The 16464-nt window shown below is 36.3% G+C and carries 18 protein-coding genes and 1 tRNA gene; 12 read left to right on the forward strand and 7 right to left on the reverse strand.

The genetic code is table 11. From position 1 onward, the window contains the following. Positions 1-25: 25 nt before the first annotated feature. The gene (locus ABF281_RS04090) at positions 26-1195 is read right to left on the reverse strand and encodes a THUMP domain-containing protein (RefSeq protein WP_347180422.1); all 1170 of its coding nucleotides are present in this window, start codon (positions 1193-1195) and stop codon (positions 26-28) included. Between the two features lie 104 nt (positions 1196-1299). On the opposite strand from ABF281_RS04090, the gene ABF281_RS04095 reads away from it, so the two are divergent. Next, positions 1300-2031, forward strand: a complete 732-nt coding sequence (locus ABF281_RS04095; RefSeq protein ID WP_347180423.1) for a class I SAM-dependent methyltransferase — start codon at positions 1300-1302, stop codon at positions 2029-2031. After that, positions 2028-2729, forward strand: a complete 702-nt coding sequence (locus ABF281_RS04100) for a ZIP family metal transporter (RefSeq protein ID WP_347180424.1) — start codon at positions 2028-2030, stop codon at positions 2727-2729. The genes ABF281_RS04095 and ABF281_RS04100 overlap by 4 nt, the downstream gene beginning before the upstream one ends. A gap of 60 nt (positions 2730-2789) precedes the next feature. Here the strand turns inward: ABF281_RS04100 and ABF281_RS04105 are convergent, their stop codons facing one another. Then, the gene (locus tag ABF281_RS04105; RefSeq protein WP_347180425.1) at positions 2790-4340 is read right to left on the reverse strand and encodes an SDR family oxidoreductase; all 1551 of its coding nucleotides are present in this window, start codon (positions 4338-4340) and stop codon (positions 2790-2792) included. 136 nt (positions 4341-4476) lie between these two features. Here ABF281_RS04105 and msrB point away from each other — a divergent pair, with 136 nt between their 5' ends. The 4 genes from msrB (at position 4477) to ABF281_RS04125 (ending at position 7483) form a co-directional block, all read left to right on the forward strand. Further along, on the forward strand, positions 4477-4917 hold the full coding sequence (gene msrB / locus ABF281_RS04110) for a peptide-methionine (R)-S-oxide reductase MsrB (RefSeq protein WP_347180426.1): 441 nt from the start codon (positions 4477-4479) through the stop codon (positions 4915-4917). Then, a complete protein-coding gene (gene msrA / locus ABF281_RS04115) occupies positions 4917-5453 on the forward strand; it encodes a peptide-methionine (S)-S-oxide reductase MsrA (RefSeq protein ID WP_347180427.1) in 537 nt (178 codons plus the stop codon). The genes msrB and msrA overlap by 1 nt, the downstream gene beginning before the upstream one ends. Before the next feature lie 36 nt (positions 5454-5489). Continuing rightward, positions 5490-7031: a protein adenylyltransferase SelO gene (locus ABF281_RS04120; protein ID WP_347180428.1), complete on the forward strand. Its 1542-nt coding sequence runs from the start codon at positions 5490-5492 to the stop codon at positions 7029-7031. 68 nt (positions 7032-7099) lie between these two features. After that, positions 7100-7483 (forward strand): VOC family protein, encoded by a 384-nt coding sequence (locus ABF281_RS04125; protein ID WP_347180429.1) that lies wholly within the window; start codon positions 7100-7102, stop codon positions 7481-7483. Between the two features lie 52 nt (positions 7484-7535). Here the strand turns inward: ABF281_RS04125 and ABF281_RS04130 are convergent, their stop codons facing one another. Beyond that, positions 7536-10169, reverse strand: coding sequence for a valine--tRNA ligase (locus ABF281_RS04130; RefSeq protein WP_347180430.1), 2634 nt, complete (start codon positions 10167-10169; stop codon positions 7536-7538). A 123-nt stretch (positions 10170-10292) separates the two neighbouring features. On the opposite strand from ABF281_RS04130, the gene ABF281_RS04135 reads away from it, so the two are divergent. The 3 genes from ABF281_RS04135 (at position 10293) to proC (ending at position 12841) form a co-directional block, all read left to right on the forward strand. After that, positions 10293-10694, forward strand: coding sequence for a DUF1573 domain-containing protein (locus ABF281_RS04135; RefSeq protein ID WP_347180431.1), 402 nt, complete (start codon positions 10293-10295; stop codon positions 10692-10694). A 138-nt stretch (positions 10695-10832) separates the two neighbouring features. After that, on the forward strand, positions 10833-12026 hold the full coding sequence (locus tag ABF281_RS04140) for a pyridoxal phosphate-dependent aminotransferase (protein WP_347180432.1): 1194 nt from the start codon (positions 10833-10835) through the stop codon (positions 12024-12026). A 14-nt stretch (positions 12027-12040) separates the two neighbouring features. Then, positions 12041-12841: a pyrroline-5-carboxylate reductase gene (proC, locus tag ABF281_RS04145; RefSeq protein ID WP_347180433.1), complete on the forward strand. Its 801-nt coding sequence runs from the start codon at positions 12041-12043 to the stop codon at positions 12839-12841. A gap of 114 nt (positions 12842-12955) precedes the next feature. On the opposite strand, the gene ABF281_RS04150 is transcribed toward proC, so the two are convergent. The 3 genes from ABF281_RS04150 to ABF281_RS04160 all read right to left on the reverse strand — a co-directional run bounded on the left by ABF281_RS04150 (position 12956) and on the right by ABF281_RS04160 (position 14388). After that, positions 12956-13031: transfer RNA gene (locus ABF281_RS04150), tRNA-His, on the reverse strand. Positions 13032-13096: 65 nt separating this feature from the next. Next, on the reverse strand, positions 13097-13819 hold the full coding sequence (bshB1, locus tag ABF281_RS04155; protein WP_347180434.1) for a bacillithiol biosynthesis deacetylase BshB1: 723 nt from the start codon (positions 13817-13819) through the stop codon (positions 13097-13099). Positions 13820-13821: 2 nt separating this feature from the next. Beyond that, positions 13822-14388 (reverse strand): glutathione peroxidase, encoded by a 567-nt coding sequence (locus ABF281_RS04160; protein ID WP_347180435.1) that lies wholly within the window; start codon positions 14386-14388, stop codon positions 13822-13824. Positions 14389-14468: 80 nt separating this feature from the next. On the opposite strand from ABF281_RS04160, the gene ABF281_RS04165 reads away from it, so the two are divergent. Genes ABF281_RS04165 through ABF281_RS04175 form a run of 3 tightly spaced genes read left to right on the forward strand, consistent with a single transcriptional unit; the run spans position 14469 to position 16106 of the window. Next, entirely contained in the window at positions 14469-15242 is a 774-nt protein-coding gene (locus ABF281_RS04165; protein WP_347180436.1) for a Rossmann-like and DUF2520 domain-containing protein, read from the forward strand. Further along, positions 15226-15753, forward strand: a complete 528-nt coding sequence (locus ABF281_RS04170; protein WP_347180437.1) for an HAD-IIIA family hydrolase — start codon at positions 15226-15228, stop codon at positions 15751-15753. Before ABF281_RS04165 ends, ABF281_RS04170 begins: the two co-directional genes overlap by 17 nt. 2 nt (positions 15754-15755) lie before the next feature. Beyond that, on the forward strand, positions 15756-16106 hold the full coding sequence (locus ABF281_RS04175) for a hypothetical protein (protein WP_347180438.1): 351 nt from the start codon (positions 15756-15758) through the stop codon (positions 16104-16106). Between the two features lie 112 nt (positions 16107-16218). On the opposite strand, the gene ABF281_RS04180 is transcribed toward ABF281_RS04175, so the two are convergent. Beyond that, positions 16219-16464 (reverse strand): T9SS type A sorting domain-containing protein (locus ABF281_RS04180; protein ID WP_347180439.1); only part of this gene is annotated, 246 nt, incomplete at its 5' end.

Raw genomic sequence — 16464 nt, forward strand, 5'->3', positions numbered from 1 at the left:
CGATGGTGTAAAACGTTTTTGGCTTTTAATTATCATTTTTAGAGGCTTTTTTACTTCCCTCATAAATTTCGTATTTCACAAATTTACAGTCTAAATCACTGTTTTTTATTGCTATCCTCCTACTTGTTCTTAAGCCCACGAACTTTAAAGCTTCAATATCAGACGTAATAAACCATGCTGAAGAATCACTATAATGATGCTTTAAGGTGTCTCCTATGCTCCTGTAAAACCCTTCAATGTCATCAAGTTTCAATCGTTCACCATAAGGAGGGTTAAATAAAATAGTTGTTGGACCAAAAACTTCCTTTTTAGAATTGAAAAAGTTAATATGATGAATACCTATAAACTCTTCTAAATTTGCACTGGCAATATTTTCATTCGCTTTTCTAACCGCAGACGGGGCCTTATCAAATCCCATTATTTTTCGTTGTGGATCTCTAATTTTTTTGATCAACGAATCTTGAATAGCAAAAAACAAATTTTCATCATAATCTTTCCACTTCTCAAACGCAAACTCTTTTCTATTGATATTTGAAGGAATATTACAAGCAATCATAGTTGCTTCAATCAAAATAGTTGCAGATCCACACATGGGATCAATGAAGTTTTGATCTCCGTTATACCCTGACAACAAAACCAAACCAGCTGCTAAAACCTCATTGATTGGAGCTAAATTGGTGTTGACCCTGTACCCTCTTTTGTGTAATGAATCTCCAGAACTATCCAAAGATACCGTACAAAATCCATAGCGATCGATATGAACATTTACTTTTAAATCTGGATGCTTGATATCAACATTGGGTCTAGCATCATATTTGCTCATGAAATAATCTGCAATGGCATCTTTAGTTTTCAAGGCTAAATAATGGGTATTACTCGTAATACCGTTAAACTGATTGGTCCCTTTAGTTGCAAAGGTTCCAGTTACTTCCATATATTTTTCCCAACGAATTTTCAATAAATTCTTATACAAGTCATCCTCATTTCTCACCTTAAATTTAATGATGGGTTTTAAAATTCTGATTGCAGTTCTTAAATACAAATTGGCCTTGTACATAAAACCTTCGTCTCCAACAAACTCCACCATTCTCACACCAGCTTTTACGTCTTGAGCTCCCAATTGTTTCAACTCATTACTCAACACCTCTTCTAAACCCTGCAAGGTAATCGCTACCATTTTAAAATTAACTCCCATATACTTGTATATTTTACAGTACAAAAGTAATTGATTGTAATGTCATTTGAATAAAACTAATAAAGAATAAATTAACTAAATTTGGGCATCAATTAAAAAAGTAGATGAAAAACAACAAAACATGGTTTGGAGAATGGTTCAACACCCATTACTATCATATTTTATACAATAACAGAAATGACGATGAAGCTAAAAATTTTATGCAAAACTTAGTTTCATTCCTAAAACTCCCTAAAAACCGTTCAATCCTTGATTTAGCCTGTGGAAAAGGAAGGCATTCTATTTTTTTAAACTCTCTTGGATATCCTGTTATCGGTACAGATTTATCCGAAAACAGTATTAATTTTGCCAATCAATTCGCTAATGAATCCTTACAGTTTAAAGTTCAAGACATGCGTAAACCTTATGGTATCAAAGTAGATGCTGTATTCAATATGTTTACAAGTTTTGGTTACTTTGATGAGGACCAGGAGGACCTCGAGGTACTTCAAAATATAGAAGCTTGTCTAAACGATAAGGGTATCGCGGTCATTGATTACATGAATGTAGATAAAGTCATTAAAAATCTGGTTCGTGAACAAACCATTATCAAAGACAGCATAACATTTAGGATCAAAAGAAAGGTCACCAACGGTTTTATTACCAAAGAAATTAATGTAGCTGAAAAAGGAGAAGAACTTTATTTTCAAGAAAGAGTAAAAGCCATCAACTTGGACAAATTCAAATCCTACTGTAAGCAATCAAATCTAAAAATTAAACATATCTTTGGCGATTATAATTTATCTGAGTTTGACCTTTCAACGTCAGATAGGCTTATTTTGATTTTAACAAAATGATATACCTTTATTTAGTAGCTTCGGTATTGGCAAGTGTACTGTTTGTAAATTTTAGTCATCCTAGCAAAAAGTTTACTCAACTGCTGCTCGCTTTTAGTGGAGCGTATTTGCTTTCAATGACGATCAGCCATTTGCTACCTGAAGCATTCGGCATTTTAGACCACGCTCACGAACAACAAAAACAGATCAATACCAAAACCGTTGGGGTTTTTATTTTGATAGGAATCATCATTCAATTGATTTTAGAATCTTTTTCCAAAGGAGCTGAACATGGTCATGTACATCTTCATGATGTACAAAAACAATTTCCATGGATGCTTTTTGCTAGCCTGTGTGTTCACGCCTTCTCTGAGGGAATTCCACTGGGATACGCAAACAATCAATCATTTCTTTGGGCCATTGTCATTCATAAAGTTCCTGTAGGAATTGTATTGACTTCGTTTTTTCTGAAGCATGAGTACGATCTCAAAAAAATCGTTTTCTTCATGACTACTTTTGCTTTGATGAGTCCACTCGGAAGTTACCTGGCTTCAAAAATTAATTTTTTCCAGGATTTTCAACACGAAATCACTGCTTTGATCATTGGTATTTTCTTGCATATCTCTACAGTTATTCTTTTTGAAAGTTCTGAAAACCATAAATTTAGCTACCCTAAATTCATTGCTATTTTACTTGGTATGGCAATCGCTTTGTTCTAAAAACAATCTGTTTTTTAGTTAATTTCACCCCGAACCTTGAAAAAACAATGTTCCAAAACCCTACCAATCTATTGGTTTGTAATCCTTCAAAAACTTACCACACCAATGTTTTCCTGTCTTGATGCCGTCGAATAAAGGATCGATGACCCTAGCAGCTCCATCAACAATATCAAGTGGGGGTTGAAAATCATGGATTTCTTCTTTCTTTTTAGACAATTCGGCTGGGTCTTCATCTGTAACCCATCCTGTATCCACCGCATTCATAAAAATACCATGTTTTGCAAATGTTGAGGCAGAAGTATGTGTCAACATATTCAGAGCCGCCTTTGCCATATTGGTGTGAGGATGTCTATCTTCTTTTTTGAAACGATAAAATTTACCTTCCATTGCAGAAACATTAATGATATGTTTTTGACCTGTATTTTCTTTTTTCATCAAATCACCCAAACGATTGATCAAAACAAATGGAGCTACAGCATTCACCAACTGAACCTCGAGCATTTCGGTTGTCTCTATCTCTCCTATTTTGAGACGCCAACTATTTGTTTTTCTAAGATCTATTTGTTGCAAGTCAGCATCTAATTCCCCTTCTGGAAAAACCTCTGTCGTCGCTAGTGAATTGTCAAAAGAATAAGGAATCTGTGAAAGTTTAGCCGAAGCCCTTAGCCCTACTCCTGGTTCCTCACCATGCCAAGTGACGGGGGCATTCTTATTGTTGACTTCTGTTGCGCTACTCAACTGTTTTAATTCATGTAAGCAATCATAGTGATTTTTGAGCAATTCTTGAGCATTCACAGGTAGTTTTGCTATAGACATTTCTTCAACGGGCATCATATGCTTGTAAAAACCAGCGGGCCTACGGACGGTTTGAGCAGCATTATTGATCAATATATCTAATCTATGATACTTCTGTTCAATATAATTACAAAAAATTTCTACACTTGGGATATGCCTTAAATCTAAACCATGGATGTGCAAACGATGTCCCCAGTCTTGGAAATCTTCTTCTTTAGCAAAACGAATGGCAGAATCCGCAGGAAACCTAGTAGTCGCTATAACCGTTGCTCCAGATCGTAACATCATCAAAGTGATATGATAACCAATTTTTAAACGAGATCCAGTCATGATGGCAACTTGACCTGTTAAATCTGCAGTCTGAAAACGTTTGCTATAATTGAAATCTCCACATTCTGTACACATACTATCATAAAAATGATGGAGTTTGGTGAATAATGATTTACACACATAACAGTTTCTTGGTGACTCTAATTCTGAAGGATCTTGCTCCTGTATCTCCGCTATATTTAACATTTTTGGAGCTTCAAACACATTAGATTCTCTAGCCGATCTAATCCCTGTTTCTTTTCTAGCATGTTTTTCACGCTCTCTTTGCTTGCGCTTAGTTGCTTTTTTAGCATTTTTTCTACGTTTGTCTTGTTCATCTTTAGTAGGTCTACTAAGCAAACCCGCAACTTTCATCAAGGCAATACGTTGTTCTTCTGGCATTTCAAATAACTGATCGGTATTACCCACCAAGGATTCCAATGTTTCAATACATTGTTTGACCTCCATATCATTAACCAAATTTTGTTTAGAATCTTCTGACATCATTGTAGTAAAAAATCGTTTGCAAAGGTACAATATAAAAATACTGTTTACACCCTATATGAATAATGGTTTTTTAAAAAAACATGAATCAAACTGTTCACTTTTCGATACCTTTACCTGTAAACCATTAGAAACAACTATGATCACTTGGAAAGATATTATACATTTTACAGTCGATGGAAACCCTACACCTACAAAAAGAATTGAAAAGACAGCAGAGGAATGGAAAGAAATCTTAACCTCTAATCAATACCGAATTACACGGTTGGCGGGAACCGAAATGGCGCATACAGGAGCCTACTGCACTAGCCATGAACCAGGAATATACAGTTGCATTTGCTGTAAAAATGAACTATTCGATGCGAATATAAAATTTGAATCTGGTACCGGTTGGCCAAGTTTTACTCAGCCAATAACGACGAACGCGATCAAATACATAAAAGACGAGTCACATGGTATGATTCGTGTTGAAGTGCAGTGCAATCAATGTGATAGCCATTTAGGTCACATATTCCCAGACGGTCCCAAGCCCAGCGGTTTGCGCTATTGTATCAATTCTGAATCTTTAATTAAAAAATAATGTCCAAAATCAACCAAGCAACACTAGGCGCAGGATGCTTCTGGTGTGTAGAAACTTTTTTCAATGAAGTGTCAGGAATCCATAAAGCCATTTCAGGCTATAGTGGAGGAAAGGTACCGGGTACGCCAACCTACAGAGAAATTTGCTCTGGACTTACTGGACATGCAGAAGTTGTTCGAATTGAATATGATGCTGAAATTATTTCTTTTGAAGAAATATTACACATATTTTACACTGCCCATGATCCTACAACTCTAAACAGACAAGGAGCTGATGTAGGAACTCAATACCGTTCTGTCATTTTCTATCACAATGAAGAACAACATGAAATAGCTAAAAATATAACGGCAGCAGTTCAGGAATCTATGACACAAACGATAGTGACAGAAATTAGCCCCCTAATCAACTATTTTGATGCTGAAGACTACCATCAGAATTATTATAAGCAAAATCCAGAACAAGGATATTGTGCTATGGTAGTGAGACCAAAATTAGAACGGTTAAGGAAACTATATGCTGATAAATTAAAAAAATAACACCTTAGAAATCATACCTTGTTATTCTACTAGCACATGAAATTAAATATTGACAACACTTTTTTTAGCGAGCTTTCTGCAGATACAATCAAAGAGAATTTTACCCGACAGGTAGAAAACGCTTGCTATTCTTTGGCTACACCCATACAAACAAAAGCGCCAAAATTAATCCATATCAATTCTGAAGTCGCAAAACAAGTAGGGTTTACTGTAGAAGATTTAAACTCTGAAAAATTCAACAACCTCATTACTGGTAATTTCATTTACCCCTCCACCCTTCCATATGCCATGTGTTATGGTGGACATCAATTTGGCAACTGGGCAGGGCAATTAGGAGATGGTAGGGCCATAAATCTATTTCAAGTTCTAACAGATCGATCTCTAACTTTGCAGTTAAAAGGGGCAGGTAAAACTCCTTACTCTAGAACAGCAGATGGTCTGGCTGTATTACGTTCCTCTATCAGGGAGTACTTGTGTGCCGAGGCAATTCATCATCTAGGAATCCCAACCACAAGATCATTATCTTTAGCTTTGACTGGTGATCAAGTTATGAGGGATGTTTTGTACAATGGAAATCCAGCATATGAACCTGGAGCAATAGTGTGTAGGGTCGCAGAAAGTTTTATCCGTTTTGGGAACTTTCAAATTTTCGCTTCTAGAAATGATAAAAAAAATCTAAAAGCACTTCTAAATTACACGATACGCCATCATTTTTCTCACTTAGAAGAAAACAATAAAAGTCATTACGCAATGCTTTTTCAAGAAATTGTAAACGCTACTGTAAACATGATTGTTCATTGGCAAAGAGTCGGATTTGTTCATGGGGTTATGAATACAGATAACATGTCCATACTTGGGTTGACCATCGATTATGGACCTTATGGTTGGCTGGACCATTATGATACGGATTGGACACCAAATACAACAGACAGTCAAAATAGACGCTACCGCTACAGCCAACAACCAAATATTGGTTTATGGAACTTATATCAACTCGCTAATGCTATATACCTAGTTACAGAAGACGCTCCCCCATTGGAAGAAGCTTTAAACAGTTATAAAACTCAATTTGAATCTCAAAACCTCAAAATGAGAAGCGCTAAAATTGGTATTGATAGCCCTAGTGAAAAAGATAAAATACTGCTAGATGATTTAGAAAGTCATTTGAAACTTATAGAAACAGACATGACTATTTTTTTTAGACTGTTGGCCAAGGCAAAAAAAATTGAAGATTGCCTGGATGCTTTTTATCATCCTAATCAACTGAAAGGAGAAGTATTAGCGACATGGGAAATGTGGTTTGATCAATATCAAAGTAGACTCGCCACTGAAAACCAATTAGAAAAAGATAGGATCGTGAATATGAACAACACAAATCCAAAATATATCTTACGTAACTATATGTCACAACTAGCAATAGAAGCTGCTGAAAATGGTGACTATGACTTGATTAACGAACTCTATGAACTGATTCAAAATCCTTATGATGAACAACCTGAAAATGAAAAATGGTTTGCCAAAAGACCCGAGTGGGCAAAGAACAAAGTGGGATGTTCAATGCTAAGTTGTAGTAGTTAATTTTATGTGTTAAGAACCAAAACTAAGTCAATTAATATCGATATTTGAACACCCAAAATTATCAATTCATGTTTTCTTTATCATTCAATCATGTTGCTATTTCTGTAAAAAATGTAGATATCTCTATTGCTTTTTATAAAAAAATATTTAGACTTGAAGAAATAGAAAATACAGCGTCCACTTCAAAAACAAGATGGCTATCATTGGGAAATGGGCACCAACTTCATCTCATTCCTAGACCGCACTTAGACGTAAAAACCCATAAAGCTGTTCATTTTGCTTTGTCAACTTCCAACATAAAGGAATGGCTAGAACATCTACAAACCTTAGCTATCCCCTACGAGGATTGGTTGGGCACTGCTAACAAGAACTATGTTCGTAATGATGGAATTCAACAATTCTATATTCAAGATCCTGATGGATATTGGGTAGAAATCAATAATGACGTATAAAAAAGTTGAAGACCCGTAGGCCTTCAACTTTTTATCTATCTTAAACATCTTTCTATGACAAAGAATTCAAACTTGCTTTGAGGGTTTCAATCTTAGCCAAAGCGTCAGCTTCTTTCTTGCGCTCTCCTGCAATAACTTGCTCAGGAGCATTGTTAACGAAACGTTCGTTTGCTAATTTTTTTTGAACTGAAGTCAAGAAACCTTCTGTATATTTTAACTCTTCTTTCAATTTGACCAATTCAGCTTCTACATCAATAGCACCAGATATCGGAACGAAATATTCATTAGATTTTACACGAAAACTCAAGGCTCCGTCAACGGCATTATCTACATAAGACAAATCAGCAACATTCCCCATCTTTGCGATAACTTTATCGAAATCTTTAGCGGTTTGTTCATGATTCAAAATAGCCAAATCAATGGTTTCTTTAAAAGATATGTTTTTCTCTTTTCTAATGGTTCGTATCCCTGATATAACTTCTGAAGCAATTTCAAATTGAGCAATAATCTCTTCTTGATAAGGAACAACTTCTGGATAAGAAGCGATAATTAATGCTTCTTGTGGACTTCTATCGGTAATCAATTGCCATATTTCTTCTGTCAAGTGAGGCATGAATGGATGAAGCAATTTCAAATTGTCTTCTAACAGACCTATGATCTCTTTATAAGTTTCTGTATCCATAGGGGTTCCAAAAGCGGGTTTAACCATTTCTAAAAACCAGGATGAAAAATCATCCCAAACCAACTTATATAGACTCATCAAAGAATCACTCAAACGATAAACCTCAAAATTAGCATCAATCTCTGCCAAAGTCTTTTGAAACTTAGCTTTATACCAATCAATGGCAATTTTTGAAGCTTCAGGTTGTTTCTCTGTTTGAGAAACTTCCCATCCTTTGATCAACTTGAAAGAATTCCATATTTTATTGGTGAAATTTCGTCCTTGAGCACACAAGTCTTCATCAAACATCAAGTCATTTCCTGCAGCGGCAGACAATAACAATCCTACGCGAACTCCATCTGCACCGTATTGTTGCATCAACGCAATAGGATCTGGGGAATTCCCTAGAGACTTAGACATTTTTCTTCTTTGCTTGTCTCTTACAATACCTGTAAAATATACATTGCTAAAGGGTTTTTCTTGTTTAAATTCATACCCAGCAAAAACCATTCTGGCTACCCAGAAAAATATAATATCTGGCCCTGTAACCAAATCGTTGGTTGGATAATAGTAATTGATTTCTTCATTCTCAGGATGATTGATACCGTCAAAAACGGAGATCGGCCACAACCATGAAGAGAACCAAGTATCTAATGCATCTTCATCTTGTTTTAAATCTGCAACGGTTAGCGAACTGTTACCTGTTTTTTCTTTTGCCAATGGTAAAGCCTCCTCTATTGAAGTGGCAACCACAAAGTCCTCTACCCCCTCACCATAAAAGAAGGCCGGAATTTGATGCCCCCACCAAAGTTGACGAGAAATGTTCCAATCCCTAATGTTTTCTAACCAATGTCGATAGGTATTGTTATAGCGTTTTGGATATAATTTTATGTCTTCCTCTTTTAAAACGGCATCCAATGCAGGCTTAACAATATCTTCCATACGCAAGAACCATTGTGCGGAAATTTTGGGCTCAATCACCGCCTTTGTTCTTTCCGAAGTTCCAACTTTATGAAGGTGTTGCTCTACTTTTACCAAAACACCCATTTCTTCTAATTCCTTGGCTATTTCTTTACGAACGACAAAACGATCTTTCCCTCGATAATGGAGGCCGTTTTCGTTTAAAGTAGCATCATCATTGAGAATATCAATAACTTCTAAGCCATGCTTTTCTCCTAAAACTTTGTCATTTTGATCATGGGCTGGAGTTATTTTCAAACAACCCGTTCCAAATTCCCTATCCACATACACATCTTCTATAATTGGTATTTCTCGATTTGCAATAGGAACAATCGCCTTTTTTCCTTTTAAGTGAGCATATCTTTCATCGTCTGGATGGATGCAAATCGCAGTATCTCCTAATAAAGTTTCAGGACGAGTTGTGGCAATGGTAATGACTTCATTTGTCCCTTTTATTTGATAATTGATATGATAAAAATTTCCTTGCTTTTCCTCAAAAATCACTTCCTCATCTGAAAGAGTGGTCTTTGCTTCAGGATCCCAATTTACCATTCGGTATCCTCTATAAATTTCTCCTTTCTTATATAAATCAACAAATACTTTTCTTACGGCTTGACTCAAATCAGCATCCATGGTAAACTTGGTTCGTTCCCAATCACATGAAGCTCCCAGTTTTTTTAATTGATCTAAAATAATCCCTCCATGCTTTTCTGTCCATTCCCAAGCATGCGTCAAGAATTCATCACGTGTCAAATCTTCCTTATTGATCCCTTCTGCCTTTAACTTCGCAACAACTTTGGCTTCTGTAGCAATTGAAGCATGATCTGTTCCTGGCACCCAACATGCATTATAGCCTCTCAATCGAGCCCTACGGATCAACACATCTTGAATGGTATTGTTTAGCATATGCCCCATGTGTAAAACCCCAGTAACATTTGGGGGTGGAATTACAATTGTATAGGGGATTTTATGATTTGGAGTGGAATGAAAATAATTATTTTCCATCCAGTAGTCATACCATTTTTCTTCTACTGCAGTAGCGTTGTATGTATTTGGAATACTCATTCTTGATATTTGTTATGTAACAGGTTCGCAAAAATACAAATATACACAGGAGAAAAAAAATAATGATATGGTTATTGAAAATTTGAATATAAAATATATATTTATACTTAAAATTATATCATCATGAAAAAATTAGCTTTTATTATTTGTTTGGCTCTAGCCCCAATGTTTTCAGTCGCTCAACATGTTACCCCTGAGAATGACACCACCCTAAAACCTGTTTTTAAATTTGATACTGAAGTCATCAATTATGGGACTATTGCTCGTGAAGCAGATGGTGTCCGTTATTTTAAATTCAAGAATGTAGGTAGTGCCCCTTTGATTATAGAAAGTGTAAAAGGGAGTTGCGGATGTACCGTACCTACCAAACCAGAAGAACCTATCATGCCAGGAAAAACTGGAGAAATCAAGGTAAAGTATGATACCAAACGAGTAGGTAGATTTACCAAAACAGTTACAATCGTTTCCAATGCTACTGGCCAACCAAAAGTATTGAAGATCAAAGGAGAAGTGATCAAGAAATAGATTCATATTCACATCATTAAAAAACTGCTTACAAAAAACGTAAGCAGTTTTTTTGTACTCAATGCTAAAGTCAAAAAGTTCTATAGCTTAGGCAAATAGATTTTTGTACTTTTGTGAGGCTAAAATAGACAAAACACTATGCTAAGAGTTTCTAATAAAGGTCGTAATATCCCGCAGTCTCCCATACGAAAATTGGTTCCTTTTGCAGAGGCAGCAATAAAACGTGGAACAGAAATATTTTACTTAAATATAGGTCAACCTGATATTAAAACTCCTAAGATTGCTCTAGACGCTGTCCGTAATATTGATATGGAGGTTTTAGAATACTCCACTTCTAACGGTTCTGAAACCTATAGAGACAAGTTGGTAGGGTATTACAAAAGGCATCAAATAGATATCAATAACGAACAAGTTTTGGTTACCACTGGAGGTTCAGAAGCTTTGTACTTTACCATCGCAAGTATCACTGATCCTCAAGACGAGATCATTATTCCTGAACCCTTTTATGCAAATTACACAAGTTTTTCAATTGCAGCTGGAGTCAACGTTGTTCCCATCAACACAAATATAAATGATGGATTTGCGTTGCCCAATATCAATGAATTTGAAGCATTAATTACCCCTAGAACACGTGCCATACTAATTTGCAACCCAGGAAATCCAACTGGTACAGTGTATTCAAAAGAAGAAATAAAACAACTCAAAAAATTAGTCGTTAAATATGATTTGTTTTTAATTGCAGATGAAGTATACCGTGAATTTGTGTATACAGAAGAGGGTCACTACTCGGTAATGCAAGAAGAAGGAATGGAACCTAACGCCATCATGATTGACTCTACTTCTAAACGCTACAGTATGTGTGGTGCAAGGGTAGGTTGTGTTGTCTCTCGTAACCCAGAACTAATCAGTACCGTAATGAAAATGGCACAATCTAGATTGTGCCCTCCTACCCTGGCTCAAATTGCAGCTGAGGCTGCCATTGACACCCCTCAAAGCTACTTTGACGAAGTGAGAAAAGAATATATTGGACGTAGAGATGTGCTGATTAGAGAATTGGAAAAAATAGAAGGAATACAAGTCGTGAAACCCAAAGGTGCCTTCTACTGCTTGGTTGATTTACCCATTGACAATGCTGACAAATTTGCACGTTGGATGCTAGAAGAATTTAGTGACAACAATCAAACCGTTATGGTGGCTTCTGGTAGTGGTTTCTATTCTACTCCAAACATAGCGTTAAGCCAAGTACGTATTGCTTATGTGCTTAAAAAAGAAAAATTAATACGTGCTGTAGAGATTCTTAAAAAAGGAATTGAAAAATACAACGAAAAATAGCTCAACACATACTTATGAAAAAAATAATTGTTATTGGTGGAGGAAACATGGGGTTTACCTATGCGGAAGGAATTTTTAATGCAAATATAGCCGATATCCAAATCATAGATAAATCTGAGGAACGCATTGCTGAAATCAATGCGATGAACAAAATGAAAGCAACAAGCTCTTATGATGTTCTCGTGGAGGCAGACCTCGTCTTCTTGGCAGTAAAACCACAGATTGCACCCTTGGTTTTTGAAGACATCAAAACCATCGTCAACAAAGAACAAGTATTTGTGTCTGTCATGGCAGGAATGACTATTGAAACGATCCAGCAAGGGCTAGGTGTGAACAAAATCATTAGATGCATGCCAAACCTTCCAGCTTCTATCCAACTAGGAATGACCACTTACGTAGGCTCTAAAGAAGTAGACAAAGAAAATTTGGCACTCGTTGGAAGTATCTTGAAGTCAACAGGTAAAGCTTTTGAAGTACAAAATGAAGATATGATTGACAGCACTACCGGAATTTCTGGAAGCGGAACTGCATATATATTTTACTTTATGAACGCTTTAGCTACAGCTGCTCAAGATTTTGGGTTTTCTAGTGAAGAAGCCAAAACACTAACCGCTCAAACCTTTGAAGGTGCGATAGAACTCTACAAACAAAACGACATTTCTCTCGAAGATTGGATGAATCGCGTAGCTTCTAAAGGTGGAACTACCCGTGCGGCTTTAAATAACTTTGAGGACAACAAAGTACACCAATTGATCAAAAATGGAACAATTGCTTGTGTGGACAGAGCTAAGGAATTGGCTAAGGACAAGCGTTAAATGAGAAAACGAAGCAAACTCATATTTCACGAAGACTACCTACATCATTAAGCATAAAAAAACGGTTTAAGTCACGACTTAAACCGTTTGAATTTTAAAGAGTTTTAAACTCTCGGGTGGAAGACGGGACTCGAACCCGCGACACTCGGTACCACAAACCGATACTCTAACCAACTGAGCTACAACCACCATGTGCGCGCTTTCGCGTTAGCGGTTGCAAATATAAGAGGATTCTTAGTTACAGCAAAGAAAAATTTAAAAAATATCTGATAAATTTTTCACTGCTACATAACGTTCAACAGTGAAACCTTCCGCGTAATTCACCCCTATAATTCTCCCTAAATCCTTGGCCCTGTAGCTGATACTTTCAAAAAAGTTTTTACTGGTTATAGGAGAAGTTGGCTCTTTACTTTGTGGATCATAAAATTGAGACTTGAACGCTTTTATAGCATTTTCTTTAACATCCATATAATCAGATACATCAACAACAAAATCGGGAGTTATTCCTTTCCATTGGATATAATGATAAACGTTTTTAGGACGCCACGCGTCTTGATTTTCACCAGTTAAATCTGTTTTGATCGCTCTCAGTCCTGACAAAAAGCAGGCATCGGTAACCAAAGTACTGGCTTTCGCATGATCTGGATGTCTATCTTCAATGGCATTACACAAAATAATATCGGGTTGGTATTTGCGAATGACTTCGACTATTTTGAGTTGGTATGCCTTACTGTTTTCCAAAAAACCATCAGGCAAGCCTAAATTTTCTCTAACCATTACTCCTAAAATTCCAGCAGAGGCTTCTGCTTCCATCGCCCTTATTTTTGGTGTACCTCTTGTCCCTAACTCTCCTTGAGTTAAATCTAAGATCCCAACCAATTTTCCCGCAGCGACTTCTTTGGCAATAGTAGCACCACAGCCCAATTCTACGTCGTCTGGATGTGCACCTATCGCAAGTATGTCTAGTTTAAAACTCATGTTTACTTCGTTATCCAAGCAATAACACTTGGGTCATTTGGTTTTGTTTTTGGATCTACAACCATTTCTAATTGTCCATCTCTTCCAATCAAATATTTCTGAAAATTCCATTTGACTCTGGAATCTTTGTATTTGTTAAACTTTTTATGGGTCAAGAATTGATAAATCTCAGCTTGATCTTTCCCTTTCACATCAATCTTTTCCATCATAGGAAAAGTCACACCGTAATTTAGCTGACAAAATTCTTCTATTTCATCGTTAGTTCCTGGCTCTTGGTATAAAAAATTGTTGGCTGGAAAACCTATGATCACAAAATCTTCTGAATCTTTATATTGACTATAAATCTCTTGCAATTGCTTGTACTGAGGAGTCAAACCACACTTTGAGGCTGTATTCACAATCATAATTTTCTTCCCTTTCAAAGTGGAAAAGTCAAAATCATTTCCCTGTAAATCTTTTACCACAAAATCGTAAATAGACTGTTTGGTATTGGTTGTAGGCGTTTTTTTATTTTTGAAGGCATATATACCCACCAAAACAAGAGGAATTGCTATTAATGTTAATTTCATACTGTTTTATTTTTAGACTTCAAAGATACATTACCAAGTGCTTAAATCAAATCTAAATTAATTTAATATTAGTTTCAAAAATGTTCTTATTTTTGACAACTATGATTCGCATTGGTATTCTTGGAACTGGTAAAGTAGCTACCCACCTTATCAAAGGTTGCGCAGCGCACCCCTCATTGGATTTGATTGAAATTTATAATCGATCTGAGAACGGTTTGATGCCTTTCAAAGACATTGCCCCAACCACAACCGATTTGAATTCTTTAAAAAAAGCTGATCTTTATATTGTTGCATTGCCTGATGAAGGAATCAAGAACATAAATTTATTGCATACCAAAGGACTGGTTGTACATACCTCTGGCACAAATTCTTTCCGTCTGTTACAAGCAAACCGAAGAGGAGTATTGTATCCTGCACAAAGTTTTAGTAAGGAGAAAAAAATCGATTTGACAAAAACACCCTTGTGTATCGAAACCGAAAAAGAAGAGGATTTTGAAATCCTAAAAAGTTTTGCCCAACTGATTTCTAAACAAGTACATCCTGTTGCTGAAGACAAGCGACAAAAACTTCATTTGGCGGCTGTATTTGCCAACAACTTTAGCAATAGCGTCATTGGTATGGCTTATGATATTTGCAAAGACAATGATCTAGATTTTAAGATTCTACAACCCCTATTGCAAGAAACTTTTTTAAAAACACAAATTTTATCTCCTAAAAGTGCACAAACAGGACCTGCCGTTAGAAATGATGTGGCAACACTAAAACAACAGCTCAACCAACTGTCAGGAACACAAAAAGAGGTGTATCAAATATTAACAAAATCAATACAGGAAAATCATGGCTCTGAGTTATAAAGAATTATTAAACGATGTAAAAGCATTTATTTTTGACGTAGATGGTGTTTTAACCAATGGAATGGTCACCATATTCCCTGATGGGCAACTCGTAAGAAATATGAATATCAAAGATGGATATGCTCTGAAAACTGCTATGGATGCTGGCTTTCCTGTCTGTATCATTTCTGGTGGGAGTAGTGAGGGTGTTCGGTCTAGATTACAAGGATTAGGAATTACAGAAATACACTTGGGGGTTCATGATAAAATAGAAAAATACCATGAAATCATTCAAAAATACAATCTTAATCCAGAAGAGATTGTCTATATGGGTGATGACATTCCTGATTATCCAGTTATGGAGTTGGTAGGTATGCCTTGCGCCCCTCAAAATGCAGCTCCCGAAATAAAAGGCATCTCAAAATATGTTTCTCCCATCAACGGTGGTGAAGGATGTGTGCGTGATATCATAGAACAGGTACTCCGTGTACAAGGAAAGTGGAACGGTAAATTTTATGCTAAATTTGACTAACAATGATAGTTTCAATAGGAGAATTCACCCTAAAAAAAAGAGCTTTACTACCCGAGTTTTTGAAACTCTCTAAACAAATACATTTAGAATCTCAGCAAAGCAAAGGGAATATTGACTCTGAATTGAGCAATGTCGGTATCCAAGTATTCTATTCCTTTACCCACTGGGAAACAAAAGAAGACATGATAGATTTTGTCCATGGAAACACCCATGCGATTGCCTTGAAAGAAACCATAAAACTCTGTAAAACAGCCTCATTTCTTCACTTTGAGACTGAAAACCCAATAGATCTTACAACCGCCAAAGCCCAGTTGAAAAATAGTGAGCTTACTAGGGTTATGACTTTTGAATAAAATGGTGAACGCCTACCCTATTGATTATTAAAAGTTTTGAATAAGAAATAGCATCAAAGTCATAAAAAATCCCCACCCGAAGGTGAGGAATGTTCATGTTGATAGGTAAATTTTATTCTTTCACAAAACGCCACTGATTTTTTTGTTGGCTTGTATGGGTTTCCAAAACATAAACCCCTGGGGCAAGTGGTGATACGTTGATCACATGTTGCGTTCCTGAACAGGTAGTAGACTGTACTCGTTTTCCTGTGAGGTCATAAACCACATAATCTAGTTCTTTTGCCGTGTCATGGTCTAAGTGTAACAGCTCACTTGTTGGGTTTGGGTACAGCAACATTCCAGCTCCTAATGAAGCATC

The sequence above is a fragment of the Wenyingzhuangia sp. genome (genome assembly GCF_039768515.1).
Lineage (GTDB): Bacteria > Bacteroidota > Bacteroidia > Flavobacteriales > Flavobacteriaceae > Wenyingzhuangia.